This window comes from Metabacillus niabensis (genome assembly GCF_020524345.1).
Lineage (GTDB): Bacteria > Bacillota > Bacilli > Bacillales > Bacillaceae > Metabacillus > Metabacillus niabensis_B.
This window is the reverse complement of sequence record NZ_JAIVLH010000022.1, coordinates 14,029-27,780: the sequence shown is the minus strand read 5'-3', so window position 1 is coordinate 27,780 and position 13,752 is coordinate 14,029. Positions and strand designations below refer to the sequence as shown.

General features: G+C 35.8%; 10 protein-coding genes. 3 read left to right on the top strand and 7 right to left on the bottom strand.

Going from position 1 to position 13,752, the window contains the following annotated elements; genetic code table 11:
* Positions 1–69 precede the first annotated feature (69 nt).
* The 7 genes from LC095_RS20885 to LC095_RS20855 form a co-directional block, all read right to left on the bottom strand.
* Positions 70–1,548, bottom strand: a complete 1,479-nt coding sequence (locus LC095_RS20885; protein WP_226530010.1) for a glycoside hydrolase family 32 protein — start codon at positions 1,546–1,548, stop codon at positions 70–72.
* Positions 1,549–1,718: 170 nt separating this feature from the next.
* Positions 1,719–3,323 (bottom strand): ABC transporter substrate-binding protein, encoded by a 1,605-nt coding sequence (locus LC095_RS20880; protein ID WP_226530009.1) that lies wholly within the window; start codon positions 3,321–3,323, stop codon positions 1,719–1,721.
* Positions 3,324–3,372: 49 nt separating this feature from the next.
* Positions 3,373–4,251, bottom strand: coding sequence for a carbohydrate ABC transporter permease (locus tag LC095_RS20875; protein WP_226530008.1), 879 nt, complete (start codon positions 4,249–4,251; stop codon positions 3,373–3,375).
* Between the two features lie 20 nt (positions 4,252–4,271).
* Entirely contained in the window at positions 4,272–5,192 is a 921-nt protein-coding gene (locus LC095_RS20870) for an ABC transporter permease (RefSeq protein ID WP_226530064.1), read from the bottom strand.
* A gap of 297 nt (positions 5,193–5,489) precedes the next feature.
* Positions 5,490–6,821 (bottom strand): ABC transporter substrate-binding protein, encoded by a 1,332-nt coding sequence (locus LC095_RS20865; RefSeq protein WP_226530007.1) that lies wholly within the window; start codon positions 6,819–6,821, stop codon positions 5,490–5,492.
* 20 nt (positions 6,822–6,841) lie between these two features.
* The gene (locus LC095_RS20860; RefSeq protein WP_226530006.1) at positions 6,842–8,425 is read right to left on the bottom strand and encodes a response regulator; all 1,584 of its coding nucleotides are present in this window, start codon (positions 8,423–8,425) and stop codon (positions 6,842–6,844) included.
* Between the two features lie 239 nt (positions 8,426–8,664).
* Positions 8,665–10,428 (bottom strand): sensor histidine kinase, encoded by a 1,764-nt coding sequence (locus LC095_RS20855; protein ID WP_226530005.1) that lies wholly within the window; start codon positions 10,426–10,428, stop codon positions 8,665–8,667.
* A gap of 228 nt (positions 10,429–10,656) precedes the next feature.
* Here LC095_RS20855 and LC095_RS20850 point away from each other — a divergent pair, with 228 nt between their 5' ends.
* The 3 genes from LC095_RS20850 to LC095_RS20840 all read left to right on the top strand — a co-directional run bounded on the left by LC095_RS20850 (position 10,657) and on the right by LC095_RS20840 (position 13,520).
* Positions 10,657–11,658 carry a fatty acid desaturase gene (locus LC095_RS20850; protein WP_226530004.1) on the top strand — a complete coding sequence of 334 codons (1,002 nt, stop codon included), beginning with the start codon at positions 10,657–10,659 and terminating at the stop codon, positions 11,656–11,658.
* A 139-nt stretch (positions 11,659–11,797) separates the two neighbouring features.
* Positions 11,798–12,910, top strand: coding sequence for a sensor histidine kinase (locus LC095_RS20845; protein WP_226530003.1), 1,113 nt, complete (start codon positions 11,798–11,800; stop codon positions 12,908–12,910).
* Between the two features lie 10 nt (positions 12,911–12,920).
* Positions 12,921–13,520 (top strand): response regulator transcription factor, encoded by a 600-nt coding sequence (locus tag LC095_RS20840; RefSeq protein WP_226530002.1) that lies wholly within the window; start codon positions 12,921–12,923, stop codon positions 13,518–13,520.
* Positions 13,521–13,752 lie beyond the last annotated feature (232 nt).

The following is a 13,752-nucleotide window of genomic DNA, read 5'->3' as shown; positions in this document are numbered from 1 at the left end:
TAATAGTGTTTTCACGAGTATTTTTACTTTGCATTAAGTATTTTGAATGATTGATTGAAGCTCCTTACCTTACTCAGACCAAATAGACGAGAGTTTTGTTAATTGCAGAGAGTGGATTTTTATACTTCCACGCTGTGATGATAACTCTAGTTTTTTACTTCCTTCTGTTGGAAAAATTAAACTAGTAACGGCTGCGACTCCATCATTTGCAAATACTTCAATTGATGAGGTATCAAGGAAGACTTGCAGTTTTATCCTGTTATGGACCATTGATAATGGTGCATGTTGTATGGCTTGAAAAGAAGATGAAAAACTGTGTTCACCTGAATTTGTACGATCAACAATTAATTCTTCCTTTTCAGTGTCATATCGAATCAGCGTTTCTTCCGTATTTGAATGCTTAATCATACAATCAATAACTGAGGAATCTATATTTTCAACTTCTATATTTATTTCCTGTAAAGCATCATCAAGAGTAATAGATAACGGGTGAGTGTTAACGATTACCTCTTCATCATATTTGAAACATTTTTCTCTTAAACGGTTTACTTCTGTTACGGGTTTTTGAATCAATCGAATTCCATTTTGCGTCGAAACCAAGTTTAATTCTCTCGGTAGTGTCATCGCTCCCCGCCAACCGGTCGTTGGAACAAGATTGGCATATCTCCAATTGCTCATCCATCCGAGATAAATTCTTCTTCCATCTGACTCAGGGATATCTGACCAACTAACACCTGCATAATTATCTCTGCCATAGTCAAGCCATAACACGGTTTTTGCATCGTTATCATTTTTAAAAGTGATCCCATCAAAATCCCCGATAAAATATTGAGTTCTTGAACCTTCACTAAATTCACCTGTATCACCAATGCTTACGATCATAACCCACTTCTGATTGCTGGGATCTTGATCAACCTGTAACGGAAAGAGATCCGGACATTCCCAAAATCCCGCATGTGAGCCATTATTGTCTCCAAATTGACTAGCAAATTCCCAATCTATTAAGTTTGATGAAGTATACAAGGTAACGCATTGCCCTGTTGCAAGAATCATAATCCATTTACTTGTAGGCTGATGCCAAAACACTTTAGGATCACGGTAATCGGTCAATGAAGGATCTGTTAACACAGGATTTCCTTCATATTTTATCCACGTTCTCCCCTTGTCATGGCTATAGGCAATACTTTGTCTCTGACGGACTGTATCTGTCTCCGGATAGGCATCATGGTGCGTAAAGATCGCTACTAAACCAGGCTCATCGTCAAAAAATCCGGTTGTATTATTCCAGTCAACAACGGCACTTCCCGAAAAAATGGCGCCGTGCTCATCAGGATGCAGGGCAACCGGCAAATGCTCCCAATGGATTAAATCCTTACTCACCGCATGCCCCCAATGCATTGGCCCCCATATTGTGTCTGATGGATGATATTGATAAAACAAATGGTATTCACCTTCAAAATACACCATCCCATTCGGGTCATTCATCCACTTTTCTTCCGGAGAAAAGTGGAATTGCGGGCGGTACTTTTCAGTTAATTTTTGAATCATTGTTTACAGCTCCTTTTTATGAAATTTTTTACGTTTGGAAGTATAATTTATCAACTTTCTAATAAAATCTTTTAACTTTCACGCGAAATCAACTTTCACCGATATTCTTTCATCCGACAGATTTCGCCCCCTATCCACAAAGGAGGCTAATTGGTAGCCTCCTTATATTTTTACGATTGATTTCGGTCATATCCCGTTTGTTTAATTTCCAGCCACTCTTGCAGACCTAAGCGATCAAGCTCTGCTAAATATTCACCCCATTCCTCTTCTACTTTTCCATTTGTCATCCATTCAGCTCTTTTTCTATTAACATAAGCGAATAAGTCTGTTTCAATATCTGAAAGTTTATCTAACTCTTCCAGTGAGAAAAACACTTTTGGATACGTGTTTTCTGCTTTCATATGTGGGACCATGACTTCTTTCATTAAGTCCAGTCTCCATGCTGCATCATCTGGTTTTGTTGTAACTTTGCCATAGTATTCATCTAAGATGGCCAAAGGACCGTTAATACTTGTTTTTTGACGTACTTCAACAGGTGCAGCTCCATCTAATGGCAAATGCTTTAACATACCAGCTGCTTCATCAAATTCAAAAATATTTTGTTGTGATTCATCACCATATGTCCCCCAGTTGTTTTGGACAGATTGATGTGGGTCATATAATTGATCGATCCACTTGGCTGTAAGTTCCAAGTTTTTATTTGCACTTGTAATGACCATTCTTCCACGGTCAAAGCCCATACCATTTGTTCTTGCCACATTCACATGACCATCAGGACCTGCTAATGGAGACATTAGCTCATATTTTTCATTCATACCTGTAATATTTGCTTTATCCCATGTAAAATACATACCATATCGTTCATCTTTTCCTTTGGCTAAATAGGTATTCCAATCATGCTCAAATGCTTCGACATCTATTAATCCTTCTTTATATAAATCACTAAAATAAGAGATTGCTTCTTTATAGCCTTCATCAGCAGCTGTAAATAATACTTCACCTTCATTGCTTACAACTGTATGATCCCAGTTATCCCCAAGCCCAAAAGAGCCGAATAAAAAGGCTGGATCTTCTCCACCGTGATTAATAATAAATGACATCGGAATTTCGTCTGCTTCACCATTTCCATTTGGATCCTGTGTCTTAAAGGCTTTAAGCACTTCTTTTAATTCCTCTGTTGTTTTTGGCATTTCCAATCCTAATTTGTCTAACCACTCGACATTAATCCACGGAAAATCATCTACAGAATGAATATTTTCTTTCCCTGTACCTAGTTCTTCAATCCATGGAAAAGAATAGATATGTCCGTCCGGAGCCGTCATCATCGCTCTATATTCAGGTGCTGCTTCTAGTACTTTTTGAAGATTTGGCATGTATTGATCAATCAAATCTTCAACAGGGATAATGGCCCCATCTTTTGCAAGTTTTAATAAATCATAGTCTCCATAACCGGCATCCATAATTGCGTCAGGGAGATCTCCACTTGCTATTGCTAAGTTTCTTTTTTCTACAAACACATCATTTGTGTAGTTTTTCCATTCAACATTAACCCCTGTTTTTTCTTCTAATCTTTGATAAATTAATTTTTCATTTGGATCTTTTGGTGCTAATGGAGAACTTTGTGTCAAAAATTTAAGTGTGACCTCTTCTTTTAATGGAAAGGTGATATCAGAAAGCTCGTAGTCTTCAGAAGAAGAGACATTTTTACTGCTGCAGCCGGATAACAGCAACATCGCAACAGCAGTAGAGTAAACCATTTTTTTTACATGTTTCATAAACTTACCCCCAAAATAGTAGATTTATTATTTATATCTAATTGATCCATTATTTTAATGAACCAACCATAACACCCTTTTCAAAATACTTTTGGAAAAATGGATACATCACAATTAACGGTAGACTTGAGATCACAATAGCTGAGTACTTAATCATTTCAGATACTTTTGCCAATTCAGCCATAGCAAGCTGATCACTTATCATTCCAGGTTCAGCTTGGTTTTGAATTAGGATGGATCTTAAAACCAGCTGGAGTGGATGCAGGTTTGGATCTTCCAGATAAATCATTGCATCAAAATATGAGTTCCACTGACCAACAAAAGCATAAAGGGCCAGTACAAAAATGATAGGTTTCGAAAGCGGTAACACTATTTTGAAAAAGATAAGTAAATCTGATGCTCCATCAACCTTTGCTGCTTCATGTAATTCGTGTGGGATTCCCTTAAAATAGGTTCTTGCCAGGATAATATTCCACACATTCACAGCTCCTGGCAGCAATATCGCCCAAATCGTATTTAACATTCCTAAATCTTTGACGACTAAATAAGTAGGAATCAATCCTCCACTAAAAAACATCGTAATAAGGAATAGCGTCATAAATACATTTTTTCCTACAAAACCTTGAATGGATAATGGAAAAGCCGCAAATACAGAGACAACAACTGTTATTACTGAAAATCCAACAGAATAAAGAATGGCATTTAAAAACCCTCTCACCATCGCATCATCTGATAATATCCGCTTGTACCCCTCTAGACTCCAATCAGAGATATTGAAAGATAAACCTTTGTTCAGTAAAACTGTAGGGTCCATAAAGGATGCAATAACGACGTAAACCAAAGGAACTAAAACAACGAGAACCGCTAAACATAAGAATATGCTATTTAAAGATAAAATCATTCGATCTATACGTGTGTGCTTAATCATTGTAAAATCCTCCTTTCCACCTAATATAGTCCTTCACCCTCATTTAACTTTTTCACAACGAAATTCACGACAACGAGCAAGATGACATTAATAACAGAATTAAAAAGTCCAACAGCTGTTGAATATGCATAATCCCCGGCTTGTAATCCTACTTTATACACATAAGTTGGAAGAATCTCAGATGCCGGTATATTCATCGATGTTTGCATTAAGTAGGCCTTCTCAAAACCAATCGCCATAATTCCTCCAGCGCCTAGAATGAAAATAATTGCCATTAGCGGCTTTAATGTTGGCAAATCAATATGAATAATTCTCTGTAAAATATTTGCACCATCAATTGTTGCCGCATTATGAAGCTCAGGATCAACATTTGCTAGTGCTGCCACATAAACGATGGACGACCAGCCTGCCGCTTGCCAAATCCCAGACAAAATATAAATGGATCTGAAGTATTCCGGCTCTGACATGAACATAACGGGCTTTCCAGTCATAAATGAAATAATATGATTAATTGGTCCTGTAGGAGATAAGAAAATAAATAGCATCCCGACTATAACAACAACTGAAATAAAGTTTGGTGCATACAAGATCAGTTGAACATTTTTCTTAATAGCATTTCTTCTAACTTGATTTAGCATCAAGGCTAAAATAATCGGAACTGGAAAACCAAGTAGTAATCCGTACAAGCTAAGCTTAAGGGTACTCATAAAAATGACTTCAAAATTCGGAGAGGTTAGAAAATCTTCAAAATGTTTAAAACCTACCCACTCACTTCCTAAAATTCCTTTAATCGTACTAAAATCTTTAAAAGCAATGATCGCTCCGTACATTGGAACATACTTAAAAATAATCGTAAGAATAACAGCGGGAGCAATAAGTAAGTAAAGGAAATAATTCTTTTTGATATACTCAATATTGCTCTTTAGTTTTGTGTTTTTCACAGCTTGAACTGGTAATTGGGTATCACTCTTCACATTTGTTAAATCTTGCAATCTATTAACCCCCTTTAGAAAATAAAATGACTTTTTTAATAGTTGTAACCGGATTTGGTAAGCGATTTCAAACAAAGCTATAAAAACAAATCCCTTCAACATTTTGTTCCGTCATTCTTTTTTCTTATCTTTGTGATTTCAACTATACCAAATGGGTAAAAGGGATTATTTTAATATCTTTGGATCTTGATATATAAAATTTTCGGATTTCTTTCAAGACAAAAAGAGGTTGTCCATTGGACAACCTCACTCACTACTTTTAACATCTTGTAAACTTTTATTTATTTTTTCAACTGCTTCATTTGCAGATGATTCAACATCCTTTCCACCTATACCCACATCTTCAAATAGATCCTTTATGGCATCACTGATTACAGGATACACTGGAGTAACCGGCCGATTTTTTGAATAGTTTTGGGCTTGTTGAACAAAAATGTTTTTTGGATAATTATTAAGTTCCGGAAATTCTTCTGCTACCGAATATCTTGCAGGCAAGTCTCCTGTCATTTCTACATATTTCATTGACCCCTCAAAGCTTGTTATATATTTTATAAATTCCCATGCTTCTTGAGGGTGCTTGGATTTTGTTGAAATTCCTAGAGCCCATCCTCCATTTGGTGTAACTTGATACGCTTCTTTAGGTAATGGTGCAACTCCAAAGTCTTCTCCCAACTTAAATTCCGGAAAGTTCTTCTCAAAATCAGCTAAAGTCCAAGAGCCCATTACAGACATAGCAAGATGTCCTGATACAAAGGGATCGGGAGGCAGTTCAACAGCCGCCACTTTATGAGTATGATAAAGATCTTGATAAAATTGTAATGCCTCTAAAGCTTGATCAGAATTCAAATATCCGTCTGCTGTATTTGCCTCCAGGTCTAACACATCTGAACCAAATTGCCATAATAGCGGGAGCTTGAAATAAGCTGGAGATTCTCCGTCGTTAAATCCTTGGGCAGGATCTATTCCAAAGACCTCTTTAGTTGGATCATTGAGTTTTTTAGCAATTTCCAACACCTTTGCCCATGTCAAAGGTTTATGAGGATCTTTTGAAGGTAATGGAATGCCGGCTTGTTTAAACAAATGGATATTATAAAATAATGCGACTCCGGACTCTACTACCGGTGATAAATAGATTTCCCCGTTATACTTTAAACCCTCCAGGGTTGAAGGGGGAATATCATCAATATTACCTTCAGATTTCATCCATTGGTCGATAGACAATAGCGAACCGGAATGTGCATAAAGAGCAAGGTTAGGACTATCTACTGACATAATATCCGGAGGACTGCTTGCGGCAATTTCAGTTCGTAACCTTAATTCATAATCTCCATAAGGAACTGACACCATATTGATTTCTATGTGAGGATGTTCCTTCTCAAATGATGTAATTAGCTTCTTATAAGCATCATTCTCTGATTTTGTTCCATAATTTCTCCAAAACTGAAGTTGAATTTTTTCTTGACTCTCCTCTTGGATCATATTTTGATCTTTAGTGTAAGTAAGAAAAAGAGAAAAGAGGTATCCGGCAATCGCTATTATGAAAAGAATAAAACCAATAATGACAACTCTTTTTTTCATTGCATTTCCTTCCTAAGCTATTATTTAGTGATCTCTTTCCGAAATTCTGCAGGTGTTTTTCCAATATGTTTTTTGAATACTGTACTAAAATAACCAGAATTAGAGAAACCAACTAAATAAGCAACATCAATAATTTTCAGCTGTCTGTCTGCTAAAAATTCTTTTGCTTTCTCCATTCTCACCTGTATTAAATAGTCACTGAAGTTTTGTCCGACATGGTGTTTGAATAACTCAGATAAATACGCACTATTTATATGAAATTGCTCTGATAACGACGTTAATGAAATTTCGCTAGCATAATGCTTATTTAAATACTCACGAACATTTTCAACAATTTCAGATCCGTTTGAAGAACACCTTGCATCTTGAATTTTCTTAATAACGAGCTCTGCCAGCTTACTTAGCTGGTCGATCACAGTAAGTTGTGTGTTTAGTTGCCATATACTTTGTTGGCAATTCCATATAAGTTGATGGCGTTCATTTGTATCGAGATTATATTTAGTAGCTAAAGAGCTTAATAAAAACAGTACCCTGCTGGCTGCAAATGAAAATGACATCATCGATTGATTGTTTGTTTCACCTAAGATTCCTTTCAAATTATGCTTGAAGTCATGAATACTAACATTTTCTATTGAGTTTACCAACCTTTTTTCAACATCAGGTGAAAACTCATACAATTCTTGATTGATTGTTCCATCTATTACCTGGGAATGTGTGCCGAGTTTGCTTTGACTCCAAGAAAGCAGAGCAGATATATAGCCTGATTTAAAGTCTTTCAGTCCAGTTACAATCTTTCCAATTCCCACAACAGTCTCTATCTTTAAGTACATTTTTACATGTTTTTGAACTCGATCAACAATCATATTTGTTTGTTGACCTTTATCACAGTCTACACGATGGATAAAGTGAAGCATATTTGTGTAATTCGCATCATAAAAACAGTATGTGTTGTCGTATTCCCGAGCAATTTCCTTGCATAGCATCATAAATGGAAGCCACAGCTCTTTTAACAACTGAGGATCTTTTGTTCTCATTTCAATTGTGAAAAACTGGACATTTACATCTTCACTAGTAAATTCTTTTAACTGTAATTGCTGTAACCGTTCAATTGTACTTTTTAACTCAGATAATTCCTCTTTAGCTAAATGAAGAAGATATTGTTGTTTCATTTCTTCTAACTGATTATGAACTAATTTGTTCATTTTCTCTGTTTCAAGCTTTTTTCTCTTTTCTTCCTCAACCTCACTTCGAATTCTGTATAGAGCCTGGATCAATTCATCTGGTGCAACCGGCTTTAATAAATAATCCTTAACACCTTCGACAAGTGAGGATCTTACGTATTCAAAATCTGAATAACCTGATAAAACAACAACTTTCACATGTGGATATTCACGATTTGCTCGTTTTACAAATTCAATCCCATCCATGATCGGCATTCTCACATCTGTGATGACAATATCAACTTCGATTGAATTCAAAAGATCAAGAGTTTCTTTACCATTGGAAGCTTCTCCAACAATCTGAAAGCCTTCTTCTTCCCAATCTACTTTCATCTTAAGCCCTTTACGAATTTGTATTTCATCATCAGTAATCACTACCTTCATCATGTATAGCCCCCTCAGTTACTTTATCCCATTCTTAACGGGCAGTAAGACTCCTACCCTACTTCAATTCAAGATTCGAGAGAAACAAAGGAGATAGGTGGAGAGATAACTGCCCGTAAAGATCTGACGAAGGACAGGACCGTCCAAGTCAGGCGAAGCCACAGGATGTGGCGTTCTAAGCGTGATAAGTTTCGCTAACCATCAGTGAGGGATGAAGTAAACCCCCACTGATGGAAGTCTCACTTTATACATAAGGTAATTTTTGTTCCTTGTCCCACTGCAGACTCTATTGAAAAAGAAAAGTCAGCTCCATAATATAAACTTAATCTCCCTAAAACATTTTTAAGCCCGATACTATGACCATCACTATCTAAAGCAGAATCGTTTCCATCATTTTTAACAGTTTGGCATATGTTCGCTATCTCTTCATCTGACATTCCGATCCCTTTATCTTCTACGACGATAACTAATTGACCATGTTGCACCTTTGTTTTTATTTTAATATCGGCTACAGTATGGTGGATAAAACTATACTTAACAGCATTTTCAACAAGAGGTTGGATAATAAATTTAATAATGGAAATAGATTTAGTTTCTTCTTGTTCATCAATTTCGCAAGTTAGTGCTCCCTCATATCTTAACTTTAATATTTCTATAAAACTTCGAATATAAGAAATTTCCTCACCTAATTTCACCACATCTGTTCGAGTGTTCAATGAGTATCTCATCATACGACCTAAATAAATACTTACATTCATGACTTCTTTCTTCTTTCCTTGAACAGCTAAGCCACCGATGACTTCAAGTGTATTATTTAAAAAATGAGGATTTATTTGCAACAATAATGCCTTGTATTCTGCATCCTTTCTACGAATGTTTGCTTCATATTCCGTTTCGATTAAATGATTTAATTGCTCAATCGTATGATCGAAGACTTTAATCACATAACCAATTTCATGATGATGAGATTTGATGGAAGGCATGACCCGCTTTGCTCCATTGAAATCTCCACGTTCTACAAATTTCATTGCTTTTGTTAACTTCCCTAATGGACTTACAATATTAGAAGACAATAAATAAGAGGTTAGAATGGTCAAAATAAATATTAAGGCACTTGTGATGAGTAAGTTCTTTTGCAGTTGATCGATTTTAGCAAATAACTCTGACTTCGTTATTTCACTTATTAAGATCCAATCACCAATTTTTTGTTTTTGATAGAAAACAAGGTATTCCTCGTCATGATGGTTCACTTCAACTAATCCCTTTTCTAAACCGCTTTTGATATTCTCAAGACTTCTATTTAAGACCTCCTTGGGAGTATGAACCTCTCCGGGTAAAACATTAACACCCTCTCCATCCAATAAGTAAACTCTGCCATTTTCACCAAGCTTAATTTTATTTAACGCCGTTTCTAGTAAAGAAGATGGAAAACTTACTTTTATAATCCCGGATAACTCCAGCATATTCATATCAAATAAAGGGATAAGATAGCCATTTAAGTTTATTTCTCGCATTTCTTGATGGAGTTGAAAGGAGTCAATATGAGTATTCATCCACCTTTGATCATTTACTAAAAAATCTTGGTACCACTCAGTTTTCTGTAGGGAAGGATTATTGCCCCAAGTCCCGGTCCCATCATTAAGAAATATAGAAATGGACATATTATTTGAATTGTTTATCATCATGGATGATAACTGCATTTTAAGTTGATTCTTGATCAATAGTTTTTGTGCATTAGTTGTTGTTTCTTCCTCCTTTTCAGCCTTCAGCCAATCTTGTGTTGCCTGACTCACCAGCACTTGTTTCCCAAGATCTTCCGCCTGCGTTGTAATGGAATCAATGTATAAAGAATATTGATCCATCATTTCAATGGTTGAATCCTTTGTTTGCTGTTCTATGATCGAGGTAAACCAGGAAGGAATAATAATGGATAAAAGCAAGAATGGAACCGTTAACAGTAAAGTAAAAATTAAAAAAAGTCTATTCCTAAGCGAATAAAACATAGTTCCTCCTGAAATCTAACATTCTATTACCTAGTAATATACACCTTCCATTTTCAATTTTAAATAGCCAAAAGAGAATATTATATAAGGTAAAAACCTAAAATATATATTGCTGACACGTTCATGTATATATGACACTTGTCATACTGTCCCTATGACACCTATGTCTACAATATTTTATTTCTTCTCGATATAATTAAGGTACAAACAATGAAGGGAATTAAAAAGATGAGTAAAGAATTGCAAAGAAATTTAAGAAAGCAAGTTGCTCCCTATGAAAAATCAAATACAAAAGCTAGCATTTGGCAACTTATTACAACACTGGGCCCGTTTTTTATTCTTTGGACACTTGCGTATCAAAGTTTAACGATATCTTACCTCCTTACCTTTGCGTTTACGGTCATTGCGGGAGGATTCCTAGTACGGATTTTCATCATTTTCCATGACTGTTGTCACTACTCATTCTTTAAAAATAGAACTGCTAACAAAGTGCTGGGAACGATTACTGGCATCTTAACATTATTTCCATATAGTCAATGGCAGCATGATCACTCGATCCATCATGCAACAAGTGGTAACCTTGACAAACGAGGGACAGGCGATATATGGGTACTAACAATCGATGAATATCTCGCTTCCTCAACTTGGCGTAAAATAGGCTACAGACTTTACAGAAATCCGTTTGTGATGTTTGGTCTTGGGCCAATTTATCAATTTTTAATTAAAAACCGCTTTAATAAAAAAGGTGCTAGAAAAAATGAACGCCTGAATACGTATTTAACAAATGTTTCAGCAGTAGCTCTAATCATTTTCCTCTGCTGGGCACTTGGGACAGTCCCTTTTCTTTTAGTACAAATCCCGATCTTTATGGTTTCAGGCTCACTCGGTATATGGCTCTTTTATGTCCAACATACATTTGAAGATTCATATTATGAAGAAAATGAGGAATGGGAATATGTATTAGCAGCTGTTGAAGGCAGCTCGTACTATAAGCTTCCAAAACTTTTACAATGGTTATCAGGCAATATCGGGTATCACCATGTCCATCATTTAAGCCCTAGAGTACCAAATTATAAGCTTGAGGAAGTTCATAATCGTACAGAGCCATTACAAAATGTCCCTACGATCACGTTGGCTACCAGCTTACAATCACTAAAATTTAAGTTATGGGATGCACATAACAAACGCTTTGTAGGCTTTAACGCATTAAGAAGTTACCAAAATAATTAACCTAAAGAGGATGACTCTTAGCGCATTACAATCCTGATTCATTTGGATAGTAAGACCTAAGTTGTCATCCTCTTAAAGCATGGAAAAAATGTATATGATAAAATATCACTAAAATCAATCTTTAAAGTGGGTTCAAAAAATGAAGAGAATTTTTCAAATAAGTAATGGCATTTCTCCATATATATGGGCTTTTTTAAGCATTTTACCTTTTTATTTCATTTTTCAATCATCTTCTACAGCTGAAATAATTACTGGTATTATTCTGACAATTATGTTTTTTATCACGTTTCGTTATGCTTTTCTCTCCAAGAGTTGGAGGGTTTATGCTTTCACACTGATTCTCATTGGAATTTCCTTTACTTCTACGTACTTATTTAATTATTTCTACTTTTCCTTTTATATTGCATATTTTATTGGAAATATAAAGATCCGTGTACACTTTTTGACGCTTTATATTATTCACTTAGTTGCAACAGCTGTAGCCATAAACTTTAGTATTGTTCTACATGAGGAATTACTATTAAGACAATTACCCTTTGTTCTAATAAGCTCCCTTAGTGTGATCTTCTTGCCTTTTAGTATTTACAATCGAAAAGTACGTGACAATCTTCAAGAAAAATTAGAGGATGCCAACAAACGAATTTCCGAATTAGTCATTCTAGAGGAGCGTCAAAGAATAGCTCGTGATCTTCATGATACATTAGGACAAAAACTGTCGATGATCGGACTAAAAAGTGATTTGGCTCGGAAAATTATCCATAAAGACCCTGAACAAGCAAAAAACGAAATGAAGGACATTCAACAAACTGCACGGACAGCATTAAATGAGGTTAGAAATATGGTCTCACAAATGCGCGGGATTCGATTAAAAGAAGAAATGACACATGTAAAACAAATTTTAAATGCTGCGCAGATTAAATTAGTTTGTGATGAGAATATATCGGTAACAAAAAATGTACCCTTACTAACAGAAAACATTTTAAGCATGTGCTTAAAGGAAGCTGTTACAAATGTTGTGAGACATAGTCAGGCATCAACATGCTATATTTCATTAGAACAAACCCAAACTGAAATTATATTAAAAATAAGTGATGATGGAATTGGTAATACATCCACTGATTTTACCAAAGGAAACGGATTAGCAGGCATGAGAGAACGTCTCGAATTTGTTAATGGATACCTTAGCATTTTGACAGATAACGGTACATCACTCCACATAACCGTTCCACATGTCGTCAAACAAGCAGATTAGGAGGATACTTATGATTCGTATTATCATTGCTGAAGATCAACAAATGCTTTTAGGAGCCTTAGGTTCTTTACTTAATTTAGAAGAAGACATGGAAGTCGTAGGGAAAGCTGGTAATGGAAAAGAAGCACTCACTCTTGTTGAAGAATTTGATCCGGACATTTGTATTATGGATATTGAGATGCCGGGCATGACTGGTCTAGAGGCGGCAGAACATTTAAAGGAGAAAAATTGTAAAGTCATTATCCTTACAACGTTCTCCAGGTCCGGCTATTTTCAACGTGCATTAAAAGCAGGTGTAAAAGGGTATCTTTTAAAAGATAGTCCAAGTGAAGAATTAGCCAATTCAATCCGTAGTATTATGGCCGGAAAACGAATTTATGCTCCTGAGTTAATGGATGATCTGTATAGCGAAGAAAACCCTCTAACTGAACGTGAAAAAGAGGTACTTGGCTTAGTCGCTGAAGGAATGAACACAAAAGAAATTGCAGATCAACTTAGCATTAAATCAGGCACTGTGCGAAACTATATTTCAACGATTTTAGAAAAGCTCAATGTAAAAAATAGAATCGAAGCTATTAGCCAGTCCAAAGAAAAAGGTTGGTTTAAATAAGAAAAGCGCAAGCGCCTTGATTTGCCTCGGGCAAATAATGCGCTTTGGAATATAAGGCGTTCTTTGCCTTTAATTCCAAATTGCCTTATGACCTCGAAGGGCTAGGCGCTTGCACTAGACACCTCCACTAAGTACAAAATTTTATTATACTTTCTTACCTGTTTAAAAGATAAAGAGATACTTCCAGCAATAGGTAGAAAACAGAAAAACGCAGCGTTTATGGTTCAGACCA